Raw genomic sequence first — 22,322 nt, 5'->3', positions numbered from 1 at the left:
GCTTCTATACGATTACCACGCCGCGCAACGTCGCGATGTTCCCTGCGTCAACATACGCAAGGAACAGACGCTATGCACCAGAATGCATTTCCCGACTTAGCCGACGAGGCTACCGCCTGCCAGATTATCGGCGGCGAAAATACGCCAATCCATCGCTCTACTTTGTGGCGCGGTATTAATGCCGGCCGCTATCCCAAGCCGCTCAAGATCGGTCCCAGCACTAATCGCTGGCGCGTCATCGAGTTGCTGGCCGTGCTCGATAGGGCGGCCGCCGAGCGGGGCGAGGTGGCGGCATGACCGACGCCATCTTGAAACTGCGCAGCATCCGCTCCGGCTTGGCCGGCATAGCCGAACTCCTTGTCGCCGTTCTCGATGACCTCGACGGCGATCCCAACCTCGAAGACGGCGCCGACGTCGAGGGCGTGAACGAAGACGGCGGTGACATTCTCGACGAGCCGCACGACGGCCGCGACGGCGACGACGAGCCATCGTTGGGGTGGACGGAAAAAGCCTCGCTCGGGGGAAACCTGGGCTGCTTCGGAAGCAATGTGGATTTGGAGCATGACCCAGCCGAGCTTGGCGAGCCGGAGGATGGCCTATGAGGACCTCCGCCGATTCCCCTGCCGTCCGCTGGTTGCTCGCCAATCCGCCCGAGAAAAGGGCCAGCGCCGCAATCCCGGCCCTCAAGGAAAACTTCGGGCTGGATCTGAAAGAAGCCGTCCGCGCCATCAAGACCGCAAACGACATCCGCGCGAAAAGGCGGGCACCTAAGCGGCTCGAAGCCCCGCAACCCACCCTGGCAAAAAAAATCGCCAAGGCCGTTCGAGCTAAGGCCGTTCGAAAGGCTCGGTCATGAGCGGCCCGCGTGATCTTCGCCGCGGCTCGAAGCCATTCGAGCGCGCCAATCCTACCGAGGCCATCGGAAGCAAAAGCCACTTCCTCATCGAGCGCTGGGGCGTCGGCTGGGCGATTAACGTGCATCGGCGTGGCCAGGCGGTCCAGACCATCATGTGCAAGACCGAGGGCGAGTTGAACCGGGAGCGGCGCCGGCTGTCCGACGAAGGGCTCATCGGCATTAACGGAGGCGCCCGATGACGCACCTGCCCTTCATCCAGCAATCTTGTGGAGACGTGCTGGCGGAAACGGCGCATCTCTCTACCGAGGAGTTTGGAGCCTATCAGCTTCTGGTCTTTGCCTTCTGGCAGCATGGTGCGCTGCCGGAGGATGACACCCGGCTGGCGCGGATCGTCCGCGCCACGCCAGAGCGATGGGCCGTGATGCGCGACACACTCTCGGAGTTATTCGGCGTCGATTGGATGCCGGAACGGTTGGCGGAACGTCGCGATGAAGTCGAGGCCACGCACCTCAAGAACAAGGCCAACGGCAGGAAGGGCGCACAGGCCAGATGGAACCGGAATGGCGAGGCCAATGGCGGGGCTAATGGCGAGGCTATTAGCCGGGCCAATGGCGAGGCCAATGGCGAGGCCAATGGCAACCATAACCATAATTATAATTCTCCCGGCCATGAAGGAAAAGCACTGCCCTATACGCACGCACGCGCGAGAGAAGATGTCGTTGCGAAAATGGCGCCGCCGACGACATATCCAAGACGGGCCGCGGCTGGAGATCCCGGCGACAAGGTTGACCAGCGGTTCGACACGAGGGAAGCCGCTGGCAAATGGCTTGCCGATGCGGGCGCGTTTCCAGGCGATACCGCCTTCGCTCAATGCGTCGACAAGCTGATGCAGGGCAATGCCACCTGGGGCGACGTGGAGGCGGCGGCATGACCGTGCTCGCCCTCATCCTCGCAGCCTTCGTCATCGGCTTCCTGTTCGGCGACCGGCGCGCGGTGAAGCAATTCAACAACCTGGTCACCGAGCATAACGACCGGCTAGAGCGCTTCGTGCTGGACCGCGAGTTGATGCTGTCAGAACCCGATGACGAACCAACGTCGCCGACGCGCCACTAGGACTGTATTCCCATAAGCCATTGCTTATCGGCTGACGTTCGGCTATAGGATTGTAATCCTACATCGGCGCGGCGGTGTGAATGGTTCCCCTTCAAAGCAAACTGGCGCAGCCGACCGCGCATCTGGTCCCAATGCCCGCGAAAGGCATGGGGGCCAAGACCGCTCCGGGCTGTTCCTCTCTCTCTCCCAAGATTTCCGGCGAAAAGACGGCGGCCGGCACCGCTGTCGCCTTCCTCGAAACCCTGAAAATCCCTGAAGGACCGAAAGCCGGGCAAAAGCTCAGGCTGGCGGAATTCCAGAAAAAGTTTGTCCGGGGCGCTCTCGATCCCGAAAACATGGTCGCGGTGCTCTCCATCGGGCGCGGCAATGCCAAGACGGCGCTTGCGGCCGGCCTGGCGCTCGGCGCCGTGATAGGCGAGTGGGACGACCAGCCGAAACGCGAGATCCTTCTGGCCGCGCGCAACCGCGACCAAGCCAAGACGGCTTTTGGTTTCATCGTCGGCTTTGTCGAGCGGCTTCCGAAGGCGAAGCGCGAGCAATTTATCATCCGGCGCGGCTCCAGGCTCGAGGTTGAGTTCACCGGCAAAGGCGGCGGGCTCGCCCGATGCATCGCAGCCGATGGCCGTTCGATCCTGGGAGGCGCTCCTACGCTCGCCATCCTCGATGAACGGGCGGCATGGGAACGCGAGAAAGGCGACGCGCTCGAAAACGCCATCCTATCCGGCCTGGGCAAGCGCAACGGCAAGGCGCTGATCATCTCGACGTCGGCGCCCGACGACGCGAACACCTTCTCCCGGTGGATGGATGAACCCCCTCCCGGAACCTATGTGCAGGAGCATCGCCCGTCCTTCGGTCTACCCGCCGACGACGCGGAGTCGCTGCTGATCGCCAATCCCGGCGCGGCCGAAGGCATCGGCGCTTCGCTCGAATGGCTCCAGGCGCAAGCCCGGCGCGCCATCGCCCGCGGCGGCTCGGCTCTCTCCAGCTTTCGCAATCTCAATCGCAATGAACGTGTCAGCACCGCAGACCGCTCCGTCCTGGTGACGGTCGACGAGTGGCTATCGGCCGAAGTCTCGCCCGACGCTCTCCCGGCGCGCGAAGGCGAGTGCATTCTCGGGATTGACCTGGGCGGCTCCCGTTCCATGTCGGCCGCCGCGTTCTACTGGCCCGCAACCGGCCGCCTGGAGGCAGTCGGCACATTCCCGGCCAAGCCCGGCCTTGCCGATCGGGGCGCCTCCGATGGCGTATCCGGCCGGTATCTGGAGATGAAAGAGCGGGGCGAGCTTTCCGTGCTGGGCGAGAACACGGTTCCGCCCGGCCCATGGCTTGCGAGTGTCGTCAAGCTGGTGGACGGCGCGACCATTTCATGTGTCGTGGGCGACCGCTTCCGCCATGCCGAATTCATGGAAGCCATGCAGGGCGCCGGGCTGAAAGTCCCGTTCATTTGGCGCGGTTTTGGCTGGAAAGACGGCTCGGAAGACATCGAACGCTTCCGCCGCGCGTTGTTCGACGGGCTTGTGAAAACCCGTCCCTCCCTGCTTCTGCGCTCCGCCTTTGCCGATGCGATCACGCTGATTGACCCGGCCGGCAATCACAAGCTGGCGAAATCGCGCTCGCTCGGCAGGATCGATGCCGCCGCCGCGGCCGTTCTGGCGATTTCGGAAGGCTCCCGGCGCAATGCCCGACCGGCCCGACAGGCGAGGGTCGCCGAATGGGTATGAACGGGCGGGCCGGCTATCACGTCTACCGCTCCGCGCGCTGGCAAGCCCTGCGGCTCCAGGCGAAGCGGCGTGACGACTTCAAATGCACCTCCTGCGGTTCCCGCGGGCGGCTGGAAGTGCATCACGCGAAGTCTGTACGCGACCGGCCGGACCTCGCCTACGACCTCGCCAACCTGACCTGCCTTTGCCCGACCTGCCACGTGCAGATCGAACGGGGCCTGACCAAACCGACCGCCGCGTCAATCGCGTGGCGAAATCTGCTCAACGAAAGGAACTACCAATGCTTGAATCCGTGAAAATCCAGCGGCGCCAGAGTGAAATCCGGCAGTCGCTCGCCGAACTGGTCGGCAAGGAAAAGCCGTCCGACGACGAAACCCGCAAGATGGGCGAATTCGATGTCGAATATCGCTCGAACGAAACCCGCTACCGGGCGGCCCTCATTTCCGAGGATACCGAACGTCGGGACGCCAAGGGCGAGCTCGAAACGCGCTCCGACAAGGACTATGCCGACCTGATCGGCAAGTTCGAAATGCGCCAGATTGCGCTTGCCCTGGACGAGGGCCGCCAGCTTGACGGTCCGACCGCTGAAATCGTGCAGGAACTGCGATCGCACGGCGGTTATCGCGGAATGCCTATCCCGTGGCAGGCGCTCGAAAAGCGCGCCGGCGAGACCATCGCGAGCGGCGTTCCCGACCCCAAGGTGACGGCGCCGATCATTGACCGCATTTTCGCCGACTCGGCTGCGGTGCGCATGGGCGCCAGCATGATCAACATTGATCACGGCTTGCTCGAATATCCGGTCACCACCTCTGCCGTTGCCGCCGCGTGGCAGACGTCGGAAACCGGCAGCGTCGGCGGGCCGACCGCATACGCCACGACCGACAAGCCGCTTGCGCCAAACAACACGCTCGGCATCACCATGAAGGTCACGCGCAAGGCGTTGAAGCAGACTGGCGATGCGCTCGAGCAGGCAGTGCGGCGAGACATGAACGGCGCCATGGCCGTCGCAATGGATAAGGCGGTCTTCCTGGGTGCAGGCGCTTCGGGCGAGCCGGCCGGCGTGTTTGTCGGCTCCTATGGCATCACGTCGACCGCCGTCAATGCGGCGGCATCCTGGGCCGCCTTCCGTGCCGCGGTGACCCGCTTCATCGTCGCCAATGCCGCCGCCGGTCCCGGCTCCGTCAATCTGCTGATCCGTCCCGAGATTTACGACTTCATGGACGATACGCTGATCGACATGACGGCCGTTTCGGAGTGGGACCGGCTCACCAAGAACATCCCGCTTTCCAACGTCGTCATGTCGTCCAACGCGCTCGCCGCGCCTACCGGCGGCCCGCCCACTGCAAGCAAGGCGCTGCTCACGACCACCGTTGGCGGCGTCCCGCCGATCTTCGTCGGCACCTGGGGAGCTATCGACCTGATCCGCGATCCCTACAGCGACGCGGCATCGGGCGGCCTGCGGCTCACCGCGCTCGCCACCATGGACGTGACCGTTTCCCGGCCGGCGCAGCTCGAAATTCTGACGGGCGTCGCCAACGCCGAAGCGGGTAGCTGATATGCTCTATGGCGTCCCGATAGCCTTCGAAGTCCGCGCCGAGGGCGGAGCGACCCGGCTTTCGGGGCGCTTTCCCTATATGGCGGAAACGACCCTTGGCGATGGCAGGCGAGAAACCTTCGCGGCCAAGGCCTTCCGCTCCCGCATCGATGCCGGCGAGAACATCTTTCTCCTCGCCGGCCACGATCAAGAAAAGCCGCTCGCCTCTACGGAGGCGGGCTCCCTCACGCTTCGCGACGATGCCGACGCGCTCCACATCGAGGCGCGCGTCGTGCCGTCGACCACGTGGGCAAACGATGCGCTCGCGGCCCTCGCTTCCGGGCTCACCAAGGGCCTTTCGCCGGGCTTTCGCGTCCCTTCGGGCGGCGACATGGTGACCCGCTCCGATGGCAGTCTGCTGCGCACCGTCAACCGGGCTGACCTGTTCGAAATCAGCATGGTGACGCGGGGGGCATACGGCCAAGCCCAGATCGCGGCGCGCAATTGGCAACCCGTCCCGATTCGCGAGCCTGCCGATGCGGGCCTTCGCCGCGCGCTTAGCCGCTGGAGGGCCTGACATGACGGCGACCACCATCAAACAGACCGAAAGCGTGCCCGAGGCGTATCCTGTGCGCCCGGACGGTCTTTCCGCCGCCGCCGCTGCGATTGATCCCGACGTCATCTGGCAGCGCATCGAGGCCTATGTCGCGTACCGCTGGAGTGAGCGGGACGTGGAATGGATCGTTGAGGGCTGCGGCGATTGGAGCCCGCCCCTGGCGCCGGCCACCATCGCAACGGTCGAGATATGGCAGGGCGACGCCTGGGAAACCGTCACGCTCTCGCCTTCAGCCGTGGGCGGTTACTGCCTCCGAGGCGGCACCTACCGCTTCGCCGGCACCGTGGGCGGCGATGTGCCCGCCGCCGTTCTGGAGGCATTCCGACGGCTCGCCGAATACATGGCCGCCGATACCGGCAATCCCGGCGCCACTTCCGAGCGGATCGAAATCCCAGGCGTCCAGACGACCGAAATCAGCCGCTCGGCACCATGGATGGCGCGAGCAATGCAGAATAGCGGCGCGGGCGACCTCCTGCGCGCATATCGGAGGGCGTGACCATGTGGCCGTTCAAAAAACAAACGGCAAATTTGCCGGTTGAAGCACGCTCCAGCGCCTCCGGCTTCACGTCCGAGATAATCGCCGCGCGCGAATCCTACATTTCCGGGCGGCGCGGGCTGGCCGAGCTTACCGCCACGTCGCAATCCTGCATCAGCTTGTGGGAGAACGGCTTCAGCCTGGCGGCCGTGAAGGGTACAGGCGTGCTCGACCGGCGCACCATGGCCATGCTTGGCCGCTCGCTGGCCCTGCGCGGCGAGGCGCTGTTCCTGATCCGCGACACTCTCGTCCCTTGCTCCGATTGGGATTTGGCGACGCGGGGCGGCGTTCCTCGGGCCTATCGCGTCAGCGTTTCGGAGGCGGGCGGCGGCACGACCCAGACCGTCCTGGCCGGCGAAGTCCTTCATCTGCGCATCGGCTCCGATCCGGCGGCGCCTTGGCTCGGCTCGGCTCCCTTGAAGCGGGCAAGCCTCACCGCTGCCATGCTCCAGGCCGTCGAAAGCGCCTTGGCCGAGGTGTTCGAAAATGCCCCGATCGGTTCCCAGATCGTTCCCTATCCCGAAAGCGCTGACACGAACATGACGACGCTCGGGCGATCGTTCCGAGGCCAGCGCGGACGTGTCCTCTTGCGCGAATCGGTCAACGTCTCGGCTGCCGGCGGTCCGGCGCCAGCGGTGGACTGGAAACCGGCCGACGTGACGCCGGACCTTGAACGCAGCATGTCGCTGGAAACCCTCTCTGCCGCCCGCGAGGCCATCGCAGGCGCGTTCGGCGTACTGCCGGCCCTCTTTGCCTCGAATGCGCAGGGACCGCTTGTCCGTGAAGCGCAGCGCCACCTTGCACAATGGACATTGCAGCCGATCGCCGAAGCCTTGGCCGAAGAGGCCACCGACAAGCTCGGCTCTACCGTGTCGATTGACGTGATGACGCCATTGCAGGCCTTCGATGCCGGCGGCTCGGCCCGCGCCTTCACCACACTCATTCAAGGGCTGGTGGCGGCCAAGGAAGCCGGGCTCGATCCGGGCGCGATAGCCGGGGCCCTCGCCAAACTCGATTGGGACGACAAAGCAGCTTGAACAGCGAGGGCCGGCAATGCTCGCGAAAACACCTTACACCGAGATTTACCTCCGCAAGATCCAGGCGCAAAGCGACGAGAAGATGCTCCGGCAGCGCATCTCCGCCGCGAAGCCAAAGCCGCGGCAGCTGAATCGCGATCGCCACCGCCATCTCGTAGGGACGGTGGCCGACATCTTGCGGGAAGGCCAGCCGACGAATTTTGCATTCGAAGGCCCGGTCACGCATGGGCTCCGCGTCTCCCTCATCTTGCAGGGCTGGCCCTGGCTCGATGCCGACCTCGCCGCCGCCGATGTCGTTGGCGCCGCTCTTCGCCAGATTGGCGCCGTGAGGCCGACCTGGCAGCAAGGGCAGATCGGTTACACCGAGGACGTGACCGCCGAGCACGAACGATGCGCCAATTCCGACTGTGGCAAGCCAGTAGTGATCGGGCTGAACGGCAAGCCGCGAAAATATTGCTCCGATCTGTGCCTTACACGCCACCATGCGAAAATGGCGTCTCGGCACGGCTTCCAGCGGACGCGCGCGGAGTATCTGGCTTTTCACGCCGCCAATCGCGCGAAGAAAGGCGAGGGCGAGCGTGATTGCGACCGTTGCGGGGCTCGCTTCAGGCAGGGCAAGAACGTCGCGCGAACCTATTGCGACGCTTGCAGAGGAGCGGTGCGAAGAGCTCGCCGCCTGAAAGAAAAGCCATGCGCGCACTGCGGCACGATGTTCCAGCCGCGATATGCCGATGCGAAGTTTTGCGCACGGGCGTGCCTCGCCCTAGCTTTTTCCCGTCCGGAAAAGCAGTGCGAATGCTGCCAGAAGGTGTTCCGGCCGAAATCCAATAGCTACCAGCGCTTTTGCGGCGATGCGTGCAAATTCCGATCGTACAAGCGCAAGCCGAGTGCGATGCGATGTGAGGCGGCCGAATAAAAAAGGCCCCGCTCGCGCGAGGCCTTTCATCAGCTACCCTCTGGCATTGGCACTATGACTTTCCCTTGGGTTAGCAAAAGCTCTTCCTCCGGAAGCCCAGCGCACGAGCGCGGACAAGGATCTAAAACCCTATTCCCCGGGCGGCTGACAGAATCATACGTGCCTCATCGGCGGCGCCCGAGCAAGCTCTTCCGGCAAGCAAACCGCGTTTGCGTACCTATACCGTACCTATCAGGTTTTTGTGCAGTTTTCGACTTCAGCTAAGTCGTTGGAATTGTTGGCTCCCCGGGCCGGATTCGAACCAGCGACCAACCGGTTAACAGCCGGTTGCTCTACCACTGAGCTACCGGGGAACGGAGGCTCTTTGAGCAAGTGGCGCAGCCTATAGCAAACCCGTTTCGGCTTTGCAAAGCAGCATTTCGCATTTTTCCGAGACTTTTTCGCGCGGCGGTTTCTCGCAATCGGCCTTGCCCACCCTCATATTAGCCGTCTTGGCGACGGGCGCGGAACCGAAAGGGCGGTCGCGGCTTTCGCAAAATGACATTATCGAGCCCTCGGACAGGCAGTTCTTCGCGATGACGGCAGCGGACGAAAACCCGATACCCGCACGAAAGCTCTCGGTTTTCGGGCGCGAATTCACCATGCCGCAGTCGCGCGGTCTCAGAATCACGATCGGCGCGCTTTTGACGATTGGCGGCATTCTCGGGTTCTTGCCGATCCTTGGCTTCTGGATGGTGCCGCTCGGGCTGCTGGTGCTCTCCTACGAATTCGCCATGGTGCGCCGCCACCGGCGCCGCCTGGTCGTCTGGTGGGAGCGGCGGCGCCGGCCGGATTGAGCGGCCGTCGGCCGATCCGTCTCGCATTGCGGTGCTTCGAAGAGAATCAATCCTGGCGCTGTCTCTCCGTGCCAGTGCCGGATTCCTCCGAATCCGGTTGCGCGCATGCCTTCAAATCCTCGCTGATCTCCTTCAGGACCGCGGAAGCCGATGCCAGACGCGCGCGGTCACGCGGTGAAAGCCTGCCGGTGCCTTCGATTCTCAGGCAGTCGATGGCGTAACGCACCAATTCCTCACACCCGAGCAGCGGCACGCTTTCGGTTTCTTGCGTTTCGTCCTTTGGTTTTGCCAGGGCCATGGCGCGGTCCTCCCTGTTTTTCAACGCAAGCCGGTGCGCGGCGTTTCGCCCGATCATCCGCCATGCTTAACGGATTGCTAATGTGAGTGAGCGACTGTGACGGCGATCTGACAGGGGCGGAGCCGGCGCCAAGGAAACCGTTCGGAATGCGTCGTGGCCGCTTGACGGCATTTTCGCCGCAACCTATTGGAACCGGGTGGAACGCCGGGAGCAATGAGGCCTCGTGGCGGAGTGGTTACGCAGAGGACTGCAAATCCTTGCACCCCGGTTCGATTCCGGGCGAGGCCTCCAATGCCCGGGCTCCCGCGCGTCAGCGCCGGAGCCTGAAGTTCCGGTCGACATGAACCGCGATTCTGACGCGGCAAGCAGATTGGTTGGAACATGAGCGCTGATTTTTCCGAACTTCGCGTCAAGATGGTCGATGGTCAGGTCCGCACCACCGACGTGACCAGCGCGCCGCTGCTCGACGCGATGCTTTCCGTGCCGCGCGAGGTTTTCGTCGGCGATCGCCAGCGCGATCTCGCCTATATCGACGGGGACATCCGCATCGCCGACAGTGCCGATGGCCCGCGCTACCTGATGGAAGCTTCGCCGCTGGCCAAGCTGATGCAACTGGCCGGGATCAGCGTTGCCGACTCGGCGCTCGATGTCGGCTGCGGCACCGGCTACGCCTCGGCGATCCTGTCGCGCCTGGCGAGATCCGTCGTGGCGCTCGAAAGCGATTCGGCATTGGCGCAAACCGCCGAATCGACCCTGTCCAGCCTGGGCTGCGGCAATGTGACCGTGGTTCAGGGCGCACTGGCGCAAGGCCATGCGGCAAAAGCCCCTTACGATGTCATCTTCATCGGCGGCAGTGTCGGCAAAGTGCCGGCGTCGCTGCTCGACCAGCTCGCCGAAGGCGGCCGCCTGGTTGCGGTCGAGGGCCAGGGCAATGCGGGCGTGGCGCGGCTTTTTTTCAAGGCTGGGGGGGTTGTAACCGGTAGAAGGGCATTTAATGCGGCAATTAAGCCACTACCCGGGTTCGAACGTGAGCATGCTTTCGAATTCTGAATGATTTGGCCTTGCAGCAAAGGCTTTGTCATGTTCGCTTGCATTTGAACGATCGTTGCTGATCCCAGACTGGGGGCACTTTGGGCCGAGCGACAGGGAACATGAAACACGCCACGCCGGCTGCTCCAGAAGGAGAAGTCGGCGCGGCGCGGTTCCCATGGAAAACGAATGAGGGATATAACGTGCCGTCAGTACGCAAATCACTTTTCACCGCCGTCCTCGTGTCGGCGACCGCGCTATCCCCACTGGCTGCATCGGCTGAAACCATCACCGGTGCCCTTGCAAAAGCCTACCAGTACAATTCCACACTGAATGCATCGCGTGCCGGTGTGCGCGTCACCGACGAGAGCGTGGCCATCGCCAAGTCGGGCTGGCGCCCGACGGTTACCGGGTCGGCCAACATTGACTATACGAACACGCGCCAGGCAAATGGCGGCGGCAATTCGAAGCTGACAAGCGGCAGCTACGGCATCCAGATCAACCAGTTGCTGTTCGACGGTTTCCAGACGAGGAACAATGTCGCGGCGGCCGAATCCCAGGTCAAGGCGTCGGTCGAAAGCCTGCGCAACACCGAAGAGAACACGCTGTTCAGCGCGGCCACCGCCTATATGGACGTGATTCGCGACCGGCAGATCGCGGTGCTGACCCAGCAGAACCTGCAGTTCCTGACAGAACAGGCGCGCGCCGCGCGGTCGCGCTTCGACGTCGGCGAAGGTACGCGCACCGATGTCGCGCAGGCCGATGCCCAGCGCGCCTCGGCTGTGGCCTCGCTCAGTGCTGCCCGTGCGCAGGCATTGGCCAGTGCCGCGACCTATCACCAGGTTGTCGGCGACGAGCCGGGCAAGCTCAAGCCAGCCGCGCCGTTGGGACGGTTGCTGCCGTCGAGCCTCGACGCCGCGATCGCCATCGGCTCGGCCGAACATCCGGCCATCCTTGCCACCCAGCATCTGGTCGACGCCGCGGCGTTCTCGGTGAAATCGGCCGAGGGCGCGCTGTTGCCGCAGTTGTCGGCGTCGGCCGGTATTTCGGAAAACTACCGCAAAGCCATCCCCGACGTGACGGGTTCCAACGGCAATTCGACCTCGGCCAATATCGGCGCGACGCTGACCATCCCGATCTATTCCGGCGGACGGACCTCGGCGGTCGTCCGGCAGGACAAGGAGTCGCTCGGGCAAGCGCGCATCCAGGTCGACGTCAGCCGCGACCAGGTGCGCCAGGCCGTCGCCACGGCATGGTCGCAATACACCGCCGCGCAGCAAAGCGTATCCGCCAACAGGCAAGTGATCGAAGCCGCACAGCTGGCGCTGAACGGCGTCATCGAGGAACGCAATGTCGGCCAGCGCACGACGCTCGACGTGCTCAATGCGCAGGCTACCCTCATCACCGCCAAGATCAACCAAGCCAATTCCGAACACGACGTGGTCGTGGCGAGCTATGCCATCCTCTCGGCGGTCGGCCGTCTGTCGGTCGACCGGCTTGCGCTGCAGGTGACGAAGTACAGGCCTGAAGAGCACTACAACGCCGTCAAGGACAAGTGGATCGGCCTGCGCACGCCGGATGGCCGCTAGGTCCTTCGTTCGAACGGCGTTTCCGGGCTGGGCGATTCGACCGGAAACGCGGGACTGTCGTTGTCCCTCGGTTGATTGCTGACGGGGAGCCGTCATACGGCTTTGGCGGAATCGCTCTAATCTGTTGAAATCCCACATGTCCCCAGATTGGGGATTCTCGTGCGGCGATCCGTCGGTTACGCTGTCGCCATGATTCGAATCCGGCTTTTGCCGGAGCGGAAACCTGCAACGGGTCACAAGGGCGGCGGATGTGACGATGGCAACGGCAAGCAGCGCACAGCGCGAACCCTCCATGGAAGAGATACTGGCTTCCATCAGGAGGATCATCGAAGACAGCGACAACGGCCGCAAGCAGCCCGGCGAGACCGACGAGTTGCAGCAGGACCTGGAGCCCGCGCCGAGTGCTGTTGCGGCTGCGGACATCGACGCGTTCCGCGCCGAACTGCATGCTGTCCCCGAGGTCAGGAAACCGGCCGCGACGGCGGAAGTCCGGACGCCAGCCGCACAGCCGGTGATCGCACGCACGGAAGCGCCGCCGCGTGCCGACCCGGCCGCGGACAGGACGCCGACGACACTGGCCGAGGTCAGCGCCCGGATTGCCGCCGAGCCGATGCCCAGCCGCGACGCGCCGGCGGCTCCCGCGGAGGTTGCGACAAGTGAGGCTATCGTCGCCGATTGGCGTCGGGAGATCGCGGCGGTTGGCGAGCAAGCCAAGGCGATGCCGGACCGGAGCATCCGCAAGCCAGCGGCACAGCCGGAGGTGTCGGCGAGCGAAACGGCGGCGGAATCTGCGACAGAGCAGTCTTCGTCGATCGATGCTCCAACGGGCACGGCTCAGGCGCGCGCGGCGGCAAACGAAGCGCATGCGGTGCGTCCCGCGATTCTTTCCGAACATGCCGGCCGGCAGGTTGCGGCCGCCTTCGGCGAACTGTCCGACGCCTTTGCAAGCCGCAGCAAGAAGACATTCGACGAGATGGCCGAAGAAATGCTGCGGCCGATGCTGCAGGACTGGCTGGACAACAATCTGCCGACGCTGGTCGAAAGACTGGTGCGCGAAGAGATCGAGCGCGTGGCACGCGGGGCGCAATAGCGTCCAGGCCTGCATTCCCGAAGAAACGCCGCCGTCGAGGCGGCGTTTCTCGTCGTGGCGAGGTCAGCCGCTGGTCGCCGAACTGGCGAAGGCGATCAAATTGCCGTCGGGGTCGCTGACAATGAACGTGCGGGAACCCCAGGGCTCGGTTCGCAGCGATGCCTCGGGCTCAAGATGCGGTCGCCGCGCGCCTTTCGTTGAAATGACCAAGGCCGCGCCTATCTGCTTGTAAAGGCCCAGGCGGCCCTCGCGGTTGACTTGGCCAAGACCTTCCGATTTACACCGAACCAGCAAAATTCCCGACAGCGCGGACCGTTTCCCCATGCTTGAAAAGACTTACGACGCCAAGACCGTCGAGCCCAAGATCGCCAAGGTGTGGGAGGAAGCCGACGCGTTTCGCGCCGGCGCCGGGGCGGAGGAGGGCGCCGAGGCCTTCACCATCGTCATTCCGCCGCCCAATGTCACCGGCTCGCTGCATATGGGCCATGCGCTCAACAACACGCTGCAGGACATCCTGGTTCGCTTCGAGCGCATGCGTGGCAAGAACGTCCTGTGGCAGCCCGGCATGGACCATGCCGGCATCGCCACGCAGATGGTGGTCGAGCGCCGGCTGATGGAAAAGCAGATCCATCGCCGCGATCTCACCCGCGAAGAATTCATCGAGAAGGTGTGGGAGTGGAAGGCCGAGTCGGGTGGGTTGATCTTCAACCAGTTGAAACGTCTCGGCGCTTCCGCCGACTGGTCGCGCGAACGCTTCACCATGGACGAGGGCCTGTCCAAGGCCGTGCTCGAAGTGTTCGTCACGCTCTACAAGGAAGGGCTGATCTACAAGGACAAGCGCCTTGTGAACTGGGACCCGAAACTGTTGACCGCGATCTCCGATCTCGAGGTCGAGCAGCAGGAGGTCAACGGCAATCTCTGGCACTTCCGCTATCCGATCGAAGGCGCGACTTTCGATACGGAAAACCCGAAGACCTTCATCACCGTGGCGACGACGCGCCCCGAGACGATGCTGGGCGACACGGCTGTCGCGGTGCATCCCGACGATGAGCGGTTCCGGCATCTCGTCGGCAAGAACGTCGTCCTGCCTATCGTCGGGCGCAAGATACCTGTCGTGGCCGACGAGTATTCCGATCCGGAAAAGGGGTCGGGAGCGGTCAAGATCACGCCGGCGCATGATTTCAACGACTTCGAGGTCGGCAAGCGCCACAAGCTGCCGGCGATCAACGTCCTGACCGTCGAGGCCGCCGTCACGCTCAGGGATAATGAGGACTTCCTCGCCGGCATCGATGTGACGCCGGAGCGTCAAGCCGTGTGGGACGGGCTCGACGGCCTCGACCGCTTCGTCGCGCGCAAGAAGATCGTCGAACTGATGGAGGCCGGCGGCTTCCTCGACAAGGTCGAGCCGCATCGCCATACCGTGCCGCATGGCGACCGCGGCGGGGTGCCGATCGAACCGTTCCTCACCGAACAGTGGTATGCCAACGCGGCCGAACTCGCCAAGCCGGCGATTGCCTCGGTGCGCGAGGGGCGCACCAATTTCGTCCCGAAGAATTGGGAAAAAACCTATTTCGACTGGATGGAGAACATCCAGCCCTGGTGCATTTCGCGCCAGCTCTGGTGGGGGCATCAGATCCCGGCCTGGTATGGGCCGGACGGGCACGTCTTCGTCGAGAAATCCGAGGAAGAGGCGCTGAGTGCCGCCATCGAATATTATCTGGCGCTCGAAGGGCCGTGGAAGGCCTGGGTCGAGGACAAGCTCGAGACCTTCAAGCCCGGCGAGATCCTGACCCGCGACGAGGATGTGCTCGATACCTGGTTCTCGTCGGCGCTGTGGCCGTTCTCGACGCTGGGCTGGCCGGACCAGACGCCGGAGCTGAAGACCTATTACCAAACCGACGTGCTGGTGACCGGCTTCGACATCATCTTCTTCTGGGTTGCCCGCATGATGATGATGGGCCTGCACTTCATGGACCAGGAGCCGTTCCACACCGTCTATGTGCACGCACTGGTGCGCGACAAGAACGGGCAGAAGATGTCGAAGTCGAAAGGCAACGTCATCGATCCGCTCGACCTGATCGACGAATATGGCGCCGACGCGCTGCGTTTCACGCTTGCCGTGATGGCGGCGCAGGGGCGCGACGTGAAGCTCGACCCGGCGCGCATCGCCGGCTATCGCAATTTCGGCACCAAGCTGTGGAACGCGACACGCTTTGCCGAGATGAACGAGGTCGCGCGCAACGACGATTTCTGGCTGAACGACGCCAAGCTGGCGGTCAACCGCTGGATCCTGACCGAGCTGACGCGCGCCGCGCGCGAGGTCACCGACGGCATCACCGCGTATCGCTTCAACGAGGCGGCTGGAGCCGCCTACCGCTTCGTCTGGAACCTGTTCTGCGACTGGTATCTGGAACTGCTGAAGCCGGTGTTCATGGGCACGGACGAGGCCGCCAAGGCCGAAAGCCGCGCCTGCGTAGCGTTCGTGCTCGACGAGATCTACAAGCTCCTGCATCCGATGATGCCGTTCATGACCGAAGAACTGTGGGCGCAGACCGCGGGCGAGGGCAAGGAACGCGCCTCGCTGCTGTGCCATGCCGCGTGGCCGTCGCCGGATTTCGAGGACGCTGAAGCGGCTGCCGACATCAACTGGCTGGTCGATCTCGTCTCCGGCATCCGCTCGGTGCGCTCGGAGATGAACGTGCCGCCGGCGGCCATTGCGCCGCTCGTGGTGGTCGGCGCCAATGACGTGACGCGCGAACGGCTGGTTCGCGAGGAGTCGGCGATCAAGCGGCTGGCGCGTGTCGGTGACATCTCACTCGCCGATACGGCACCCAAGGGCTCGGCACAGATGGTGCTCAACGAGGCGACGATCTGCCTGCCGCTTGGCAGCCTGATCGACCTCACCGCGGAGGCCGCGCGGCTGCAGAAGGAACTGGTCAAGGTGACCGAGGAAATCGCGCGCCTGCACAAGAAGCTGTCGAATGAGAAATTCGTCGCCAGCGCGCCGGCCGAGATCGTGGAAGCCGAGCGGGAAAAGCTCGCCGAATATCGCGACGCCCAGGACAAGCTTTCAGTGGCGTTGACCAGGGTTCGCGACGCCGGCTGAAGGGCAGATTCGCCTATGACGCCGGGGCGAATTCCCATGCGTCACCTGCCTCGAAAATAGGCATTCCGTTGCGTTAATATTGACGTAAACGGAAACTTTTAGCCCCATTGTTGCCATAATGTAACAATGGGGCTAACTCCCTTCAAAACTAGCAGTTTTTGAGCCTTTTAGGGCTATTTTTGTTCATTTTGTCGGCTGGCTGGACGTGCCGCGGGCCATTTTTGCTCCTGTGGCACGGTTCTGCATTTTCTCGAAAATGGGTTTGGCGAGCATGTACATGTACGCCTCGGCACTTCGTTGTTGCGCCGTTAACCTGAATTGGTTCTAGCTTGACCCACTAGTTATTCGGGGAGGACATCCATGAACAATTTGCGTCTGAAAGCACTACTGGGGGCAGGGTGCTTTTCGCTGGCCTTGATGGGCTCGGCGCACGCTGGCGGCTTCTCGCGCGGCACGGCCGATACGGATATTATTTTCGAGGATGGCAATTTCAATATGCGCACGAGCGTGACGTATGTCGCGCCCACCAGAAAATATTCTGTGAATCAGCTCAATCCCTATCTGGTCGGGGAGAATTACGCGGACGCCTATGCCATCCCTTCGGCCGCTGTGAAATTCAAACTGACAGACAACCTTTCTTGCGCAGGCACTCTGACAGAATCGTATGGCGGCAGCGCGACATGGCCTCTTTCCAGCGGCACCCTTGGGAAGCTGAACGAAGATTTCACCATGTATGAATATGGTGCTACCTGCGCTGTGAAGTTCGATCTTAGCAAGGGGCGCATCTGGCTGCTCGGTGGTGTCTACAACGAAGTCACCAACTATGCGCTCGTTGCGGGCGCTCCGCTTGGCACCAACATCTCCGTCTTGGGTATAAAACTCCACGACAGCAATTTTGGTTGGCGCGCCGGTATAGCCTATGACATTCCGGAAATCGCGTTTCGCACGCAGTTGATGTACCGGTCAGGTGTCGACATCGATGCCAGCGGTACGGGAAGTCGTTTGGGGGTGAATCTCCCTAGCGGAGCGACGGGGCAAGCTAATTTTCCTCAGTCGGTGGAGTTCAAAGCGCAGTCGGGTATAGCTCCGGGCTGGCTGGCTTACGGCAGTGTAAAGTGGACGAACTGGTCGGTTACAAAACAGCTCGTTCTAAACGTGCCTGATCTCGCATTGGTGAGCGGCAATCAGTATTACTGGCGTGATGGCTGGACCGTCACAGGTGGTATTGGCCACAAGTTCAATGATCAGTTCTCCGGAACTGTCTTCGCGTCCTATGACCGTGGCGTAAGCACAGGTTGGGACCTGACTGGCGACAGCTACACCATTGGCACCGGCCTTTCGATGAACGATAAATTGGGCGGCGAACTTCGACTGGGCGTCGCTGCGGTCTATTTGGCATCGGTGTCGGAGACCCAGTACACGCCTTCTTTCCTCAATCGTACTGTCCAGGGCGATTGGGGCTACGCACTGTCGGGTGGCTACAGCATCAAGTGGTAAGTTTTTAACGATGTCGACCGACAAGGCCGGGCAATGCCCGGCGTTGTTGTTTGGCCCGTCTTAGGGCGTTCCGAAAGCCTTTCTGCCGGCGCATATTAGCTTCGATGCGGATGTTGTCGTTGACGTAAACGGAAGTTTTTGCCGCGATGTTGCCGTAATGTAACAGCGTGCAAATCGATCGCCAGCATGCGTTTTCGCATCGGCACGGATTTGATTTTAAGAAGTTTTTTTCAGTTTTGCACCGAAATCGGGGCTTTTTCCATTGGCGATGTCCTCCGGCACCAGTCGGACGAGCGCGTCCAGAAAATATGCACACGTACGCCTCTTGAAATCGTTGTTGCGTCTCCCACGCGAATTGGTTCTTGCTTGGGTTGTGTTCGAATTCGGGGGAGGAGACTCATGGACAGGCTGAAGGCGCTGGTGGGGGCAGGGTGCTTTTCACTCGTATTGATCGGCTCGTCGGTGAATGCGGCGCATGCCGGCGGCATCGAACGTGGCGGTTATGACATCGACCTTTTGTTTGATCCGGCCCCGTTCACAGTGAACGCCGATGCGACCTACGTGTCACCACAGCGCAAACTGAAGAACGCGGTGGATACGTCCGGAAATCCCGCCCCGTTGAGCGGCAAGAACTCGACGCGCAACACCGACGACTATTGGGTACCTTACTTCGGCGTCAAGGCGTCGCTCGGTCATGGCGTGGATTGCTTGCTGGATTACTCCCAGCCATGGGGGGCGAGTTCGAGCCCGGGCATCTGGAACGGCTCATATTCCAACATCGAAACCAACATCAAGAGCAACAATTACGCCGGTACCTGCTCCTACAAGATGGATGTCGGCAAGGGACAGCTTCGCTTCATCGGCGGCGCTTTCTATCAAGAAGTCTATGGCTACAAGACGAGCTATATCGACGGCGTTCCAGACCTTTCGGGCATCTTCCCCGTTCCTGCCAATTTCGTCGGCCGTGTCGATCTGAAGGGCGACGGCTGGGGTTGGCGAGCCGGTGTCGCGTACGAAATTCCCGAGATCGCTTTGCGCGCCAGTCTCGTCTACAATTCACAAGTCAAGCTCGACAATATTTCGGGCACGCTCGATACGACATCCCTGGCTCCGATTGCGGCTTTCCTACCTGCCGGCTCTTCCGCGCTGACCGATATTTACGGTACGGCGAAGATGCCGGATTCCGTGGAATTGAAGCTTCAATCCGGCATCGCCCCAGGTTGGCTTGCTTTCGGTTCGATCAAGTGGGTCAATTGGAGTGTGCTGCAAAGTGTTCCGATTTGCTCGGAGGCAAGCAAGGGTCTCGCACCCTGCACGTCGGTTTCCCCTAGTCCTGTCAGGCTAACCTCGCTCGACCTGATGTATCGCGATGGCTGGACGGTCACCGGCGGCATTGGCCATCAGTTCAATGAACAATGGAGCGGTGCCGCGCAAATCTCTTGGGATCGTGGCACATCGCACGGATATGGCGACCAGACCGATACCTGGACGTTGGGCGGGGGCGTCGCCTATACACCGCGACCCAACATCGAACTCCGTCTGGCGGGCGCAATCGGGGTGCTGACCAGCGGCCATTCTGGAGTGGTGGTCGATGCCATTGGCTATCCAGCCGGGACCGAGGTCAGCTACGACTTCGGCAATGATCTGGTGACGGCGGTTTCCGGCGGTCTCAAGATCAAGTTCTAACATTATGAATATTATGAAAAAAGGCTGGGCATCGCTCGGCCTTTTTTGTTTGAGCCGGCCTTGCCGACAAGTCTGTTATCCAAGCTAAGTTGCATATAAGCCGCACCTCGGCCGCATCGTACAAATGTGACGTTTTGGCAACACTTTTTGAACAACCCCTCCGCTAACGGTCAGGCCGAGAAAATTGCCCATTTCCCGCCATAAACCCGGCGCACCTCGAACTCGTCTCGGGACACGCGCCAAAAGGCCCGGCGATGGGACAGGCCGCACCGCCCGCGGCAAGGAAGAGAATGGACGCCAAGGTCATCTCAAAGGCTAAGCTCCCTAGCCGCTATGTGACTGTCGGTCCGGCGCGTGCGCCGCACCGCTCCTATCTCTATGCCATGGGCCTGTCGGCGGCCGAGATCGCGCAGCCGCTGGTCGGCGTCGCGTCCTGCTGGAACGAAGCAGCACCCTGCAACATCTCGCTGATGCGCCAGGCACAGGTGGTCAAGAAGGGCGTGGCCGCCGCCAACGGCACGCCGCGCGAGTTCTGCACCATCACCGTCACCGACGGCATTGCCATGGGTCACCAGGGGATGAAGTCGTCGCTGGTGTCGCGCGAGGTCATCGCCGATTCGGTCGAACTCACCATGCGCGGCCATTGCTACGACGCGCTGGTCGGTCTCGCCGGCTGCGACAAGTCGCTGCCCGGCATGATGATGGCCATGGTGCGGCTCAATGTGCCGTCGATCTTCATCTATGGCGGCTCGATCCTGCCGGGCAGCTATCGCGGCCGCCAGATCACCGTGCAGGATGTGTTCGAGGCGGTCGGCCAGCATTCGGTCGGCACGATCGACGATGTCGAACTGCTCGAAATCGAGCAGGCCGCCTGTCCCTCGGCCGGTTCCTGCGGCGCCCAGTTCACCGCCAACACCATGGCCACCGTCGCGGAGGCAATCGGTCTCGCGCTGCCCTATTCCTGCGGCGCACCGGCGCCCTACGAAATGCGCGACCGCTTCAATTTCGCCTCGGGCGAAAAGGTCATGGAGTTGATCGCCAAGAACATCCGGCCGCGCGACATCGTCACGCTGAAGGCGCTGGAAAACGCGGCGACCGTGGTTTCAGCCACCGGCGGCTCGACCAATGCGGCGCTGCACCTGCCGGCGATCGCGCATGAGGCGGGGATCAAATTCGACCTGTTCGACGTGGCGAAAATCTTCGAGAAGACGCCTTACATCGCCGATCTCAAGCCAGGCGGCAAATATGTCGCCAAGGATATGTTCGAGGCAGGCGGCATTCCGCTGCTGATGAAGACGCTGCTCGATCACGGCTATCTGCATGGCGATTGCCTGACGGTCACTGGCCGTACTTTGGCCGAAAATATGGAGCACGTTGCCTGGAATGAACACCAGGATGTGGTTCGCCCTGCCAACAGACCAATTACCCAATCCGGCGGTGTCGTGGGGTTGAAGGGAAACCTTGCTCCCGAAGGCGCGATCGTGAAGGTCGCGGGCATGGCGGAGTTGAAATTCTCCGGCCCGGCGCGCTGCTTCGATTCGGAAGAGCAATGTTTTGAGGCGGTGACGAACCGCGCCTATCGGGAAGGCGAGGTCCTGGTCATCCGCTATGAGGGACCGCGCGGCGGCCCGGGCATGCGCGAGATGCTGTCGACGACCGCGGCACTCTATGGCCAAGGCATGGGCGGCAAGGTGGCGCTGATCACCGATGGCCGCTTCTCGGGCGCGACACGCGGCTTCTGCATCGGCCATGTCGGCCCGGAAGCGGCGGTTGGCGGTCCGATCGGTCTCATCAGGGATGGCGACGTGATCTCGATCGACGCGGTGAACGGCACGATCGAGGTAGCACTGTCCGATAGCGAGTTGGCGGCGCGGGCGAAGACATGGAAGGCGCGCACGACCGACTATCAGTCGGGCGCGATATGGAAATACGCACAGACGGTAGGGTCCGCCAGGGATGGCGCGGTCACCCATCCGGGCGGTGCGAAAGAAACACACTGCTATGCGGATATCTGAGTTGTTGAAGTCAACACCAGAGTTGTTGAGGTCATCTGTCCTTTCGGCACTGGTCGCGGTTGCGATCTTTGGCGCCGTGGGCCAGGCCATGGCCTTCGACGACAAGGTGTTCGACGACAAGACCGGCGTGAAGCCGCAGTCGAGCCCCTGGGCGGTGTTCCAGTTCGGTTTCTCCGCCTACAAGAGCGGCCACAAGGAGCAGGCAGCCGAGGCCTATAAATACGCCGCCGAAAACGGCCAGATCGGCGCCACCTGGAAGCTTGCCCGCATGTACGCCGAAGGCGACGGCGTGGCCCGCGACGATTATGAGGCGTTCAAGTTCTTCTCCGAGATCGTCGACCAGGACGTCGAGCCCGGCTCTCCGGAAGAAAGCTACGTCTCCGACGCGCTGGTGGCGCTGGGCGACTATCTGCGCAAGGGCATTCCCGGCAGCCCGGTCACCGAGAACGAAGTGGCGGCGCAGGAATACTACATGCGCGCCGCCGCCAACTACCGCAATCCGAACGCCCAGTTCGAGATGGGCCAGATGTTCCTGAAGGGCGAGGGCGGCGTGAAGGCCAGCGTCAGGCAGGCCGGGCGCTGGTTCCAGCTCGCCGCCGAGAAGGGCCATGCCGGTGCGCAAGCGACGCTTGGCCACCTGTTGTTCCAGAGCGGCAAGATCGTGCGCGGCCTGGCGATGATGACCGCGGCCCTCGAGCGTGCGTCGCCCGCCGATCAGCCCTGGATCCGCGGCATGCAGGAAGAGGCGTTCGCCGCGGCCGGCGAGGCCGACCGCCGCACCGCGATCTCGCTGGCGGACGACATCCTGACCAAGGGCAACAACGCCGATCAGGAGTAGGGTCGACACC

General features: G+C 62.7%; 23 protein-coding genes and 2 tRNA genes. 23 read left to right on the top strand and 2 right to left on the bottom strand.

From position 1 onward, the window contains the following. The first annotated feature begins 72 nt into the window (after nt 1–72). From LB543_RS28015 to LB543_RS27955, 13 genes are all read left to right on the top strand, one after another. Nucleotides 73–297: a helix-turn-helix transcriptional regulator gene (locus LB543_RS28015; protein WP_224616466.1), complete on the top strand. Its 225-nt coding sequence runs from the start codon at nt 73–75 to the stop codon at nt 295–297. Then, complete coding sequence (locus LB543_RS28010) at nt 294–602, top strand: hypothetical protein (protein WP_224616465.1); 309 nt, start codon at nt 294–296, stop codon at nt 600–602. The genes LB543_RS28015 and LB543_RS28010 overlap by 4 nt, the downstream gene beginning before the upstream one ends. Next, nucleotides 599–856: a hypothetical protein gene (locus LB543_RS28005; protein ID WP_224616464.1), complete on the top strand. Its 258-nt coding sequence runs from the start codon at nt 599–601 to the stop codon at nt 854–856. The genes LB543_RS28010 and LB543_RS28005 overlap by 4 nt, the downstream gene beginning before the upstream one ends. Continuing rightward, complete coding sequence (locus LB543_RS28000; protein ID WP_224616463.1) at nt 853–1,095, top strand: hypothetical protein; 243 nt, start codon at nt 853–855, stop codon at nt 1,093–1,095. The genes LB543_RS28005 and LB543_RS28000 overlap by 4 nt, the downstream gene beginning before the upstream one ends. Beyond that, a complete protein-coding gene (locus LB543_RS27995; RefSeq protein ID WP_224616462.1) occupies nt 1,092–1,787 on the top strand; it encodes a DUF1376 domain-containing protein in 696 nt (231 codons plus the stop codon). Before LB543_RS28000 ends, LB543_RS27995 begins: the two co-directional genes overlap by 4 nt. Then, the gene (locus LB543_RS27990) at nt 1,784–1,969 is read left to right on the top strand and encodes a hypothetical protein (protein ID WP_224616461.1); all 186 of its coding nucleotides are present in this window, start codon (nt 1,784–1,786) and stop codon (nt 1,967–1,969) included. The genes LB543_RS27995 and LB543_RS27990 overlap by 4 nt, the downstream gene beginning before the upstream one ends. A gap of 80 nt (nt 1,970–2,049) precedes the next feature. Next, nucleotides 2,050–3,690 (top strand): terminase large subunit domain-containing protein, encoded by a 1,641-nt coding sequence (locus LB543_RS27985; RefSeq protein WP_224616460.1) that lies wholly within the window; start codon nt 2,050–2,052, stop codon nt 3,688–3,690. Next, on the top strand, nt 3,681–3,986 hold the full coding sequence (locus LB543_RS27980) for an HNH endonuclease (protein ID WP_224616459.1): 306 nt from the start codon (nt 3,681–3,683) through the stop codon (nt 3,984–3,986). The genes LB543_RS27985 and LB543_RS27980 overlap by 10 nt, the downstream gene beginning before the upstream one ends. Beyond that, nucleotides 3,971–5,245, top strand: coding sequence for a phage major capsid protein (locus LB543_RS27975; protein ID WP_224616458.1), 1,275 nt, complete (start codon nt 3,971–3,973; stop codon nt 5,243–5,245). The genes LB543_RS27980 and LB543_RS27975 overlap by 16 nt, the downstream gene beginning before the upstream one ends. A 1-nt stretch (nt 5,246) precedes the next feature. After that, nucleotides 5,247–5,801 carry an HK97 family phage prohead protease gene (locus LB543_RS27970; protein WP_224616457.1) on the top strand — a complete coding sequence of 185 codons (555 nt, stop codon included), beginning with the start codon at nt 5,247–5,249 and terminating at the stop codon, nt 5,799–5,801. 1 nt (nt 5,802) lies between these two features. Continuing rightward, the gene (locus LB543_RS27965; RefSeq protein WP_224616456.1) at nt 5,803–6,336 is read left to right on the top strand and encodes a hypothetical protein; all 534 of its coding nucleotides are present in this window, start codon (nt 5,803–5,805) and stop codon (nt 6,334–6,336) included. 2 nt (nt 6,337–6,338) lie between these two features. Then, nucleotides 6,339–7,412, top strand: a complete 1,074-nt coding sequence (locus tag LB543_RS27960) for a phage portal protein (RefSeq protein WP_224616455.1) — start codon at nt 6,339–6,341, stop codon at nt 7,410–7,412. Between the two features lie 16 nt (nt 7,413–7,428). Further along, entirely contained in the window at nt 7,429–8,328 is a 900-nt protein-coding gene (locus LB543_RS27955; RefSeq protein ID WP_224616454.1) for a hypothetical protein, read from the top strand. Between the two features lie 278 nt (nt 8,329–8,606). Here the strand turns inward: LB543_RS27955 and LB543_RS27950 are convergent. Then, nucleotides 8,607–8,681, bottom strand: a tRNA-Asn gene (locus tag LB543_RS27950). 222 nt (nt 8,682–8,903) lie between these two features. On the opposite strand from LB543_RS27950, the gene LB543_RS27945 reads away from it, so the two are divergent. After that, on the top strand, nt 8,904–9,164 hold the full coding sequence (locus LB543_RS27945) for a PGPGW domain-containing protein (protein WP_224616453.1): 261 nt from the start codon (nt 8,904–8,906) through the stop codon (nt 9,162–9,164). A 46-nt stretch (nt 9,165–9,210) separates the two neighbouring features. On the opposite strand, the gene LB543_RS27940 is transcribed toward LB543_RS27945, so the two are convergent. Next, complete coding sequence (locus LB543_RS27940; RefSeq protein ID WP_140761439.1) at nt 9,211–9,462, bottom strand: hypothetical protein; 252 nt, start codon at nt 9,460–9,462, stop codon at nt 9,211–9,213. A 217-nt stretch (nt 9,463–9,679) separates the two neighbouring features. Between LB543_RS27940 and LB543_RS27935 the strand changes: the two genes are divergently transcribed. The 9 genes from LB543_RS27935 to LB543_RS27895 all read left to right on the top strand — a co-directional run bounded on the left by LB543_RS27935 (nt 9,680) and on the right by LB543_RS27895 (nt 22,312). Further along, nucleotides 9,680–9,753 (top strand) — tRNA-Cys (locus LB543_RS27935). A gap of 90 nt (nt 9,754–9,843) precedes the next feature. After that, nucleotides 9,844–10,512, top strand: coding sequence for a protein-L-isoaspartate O-methyltransferase family protein (locus LB543_RS27930; RefSeq protein WP_224616452.1), 669 nt, complete (start codon nt 9,844–9,846; stop codon nt 10,510–10,512). A 182-nt stretch (nt 10,513–10,694) separates the two neighbouring features. Further along, on the top strand, nt 10,695–12,080 hold the full coding sequence (locus tag LB543_RS27925; protein WP_140761433.1) for a TolC family outer membrane protein: 1,386 nt from the start codon (nt 10,695–10,697) through the stop codon (nt 12,078–12,080). A 256-nt stretch (nt 12,081–12,336) separates the two neighbouring features. After that, complete coding sequence (locus LB543_RS27920) at nt 12,337–13,170, top strand: PopZ family protein (RefSeq protein ID WP_224590090.1); 834 nt, start codon at nt 12,337–12,339, stop codon at nt 13,168–13,170. 322 nt (nt 13,171–13,492) lie between these two features. Further along, the gene (locus LB543_RS27915; RefSeq protein ID WP_224616451.1) at nt 13,493–16,276 is read left to right on the top strand and encodes a valine--tRNA ligase; all 2,784 of its coding nucleotides are present in this window, start codon (nt 13,493–13,495) and stop codon (nt 16,274–16,276) included. 360 nt (nt 16,277–16,636) lie between these two features. Beyond that, the gene (locus LB543_RS27910; RefSeq protein ID WP_224616450.1) at nt 16,637–17,773 is read left to right on the top strand and encodes an outer membrane protein transport protein; all 1,137 of its coding nucleotides are present in this window, start codon (nt 16,637–16,639) and stop codon (nt 17,771–17,773) included. Nucleotides 17,774–18,172: 399 nt separating this feature from the next. Beyond that, on the top strand, nt 18,173–19,459 hold the full coding sequence (locus LB543_RS27905) for an OmpP1/FadL family transporter (protein WP_224616474.1): 1,287 nt from the start codon (nt 18,173–18,175) through the stop codon (nt 19,457–19,459). 290 nt (nt 19,460–19,749) lie between these two features. After that, nucleotides 19,750–21,474 (top strand): dihydroxy-acid dehydratase, encoded by a 1,725-nt coding sequence (ilvD, locus tag LB543_RS27900; RefSeq protein ID WP_224616449.1) that lies wholly within the window; start codon nt 19,750–19,752, stop codon nt 21,472–21,474. After that, nucleotides 21,461–22,312, top strand: a complete 852-nt coding sequence (locus tag LB543_RS27895; protein ID WP_140761419.1) for a tetratricopeptide repeat protein — start codon at nt 21,461–21,463, stop codon at nt 22,310–22,312. Before ilvD ends, LB543_RS27895 begins: the two co-directional genes overlap by 14 nt. The last annotated feature ends 10 nt before the right edge of the window (nt 22,313–22,322 follow it).

The sequence above is a fragment of the Mesorhizobium sp. ESP7-2 genome, from assembly GCF_020164715.1.
Taxonomy (GTDB): domain Bacteria; phylum Pseudomonadota; class Alphaproteobacteria; order Rhizobiales; family Rhizobiaceae; genus Mesorhizobium.
Note: the sequence above shows the minus strand (reverse complement) of the source record. Positions and strands in the feature narration are given on the sequence as shown.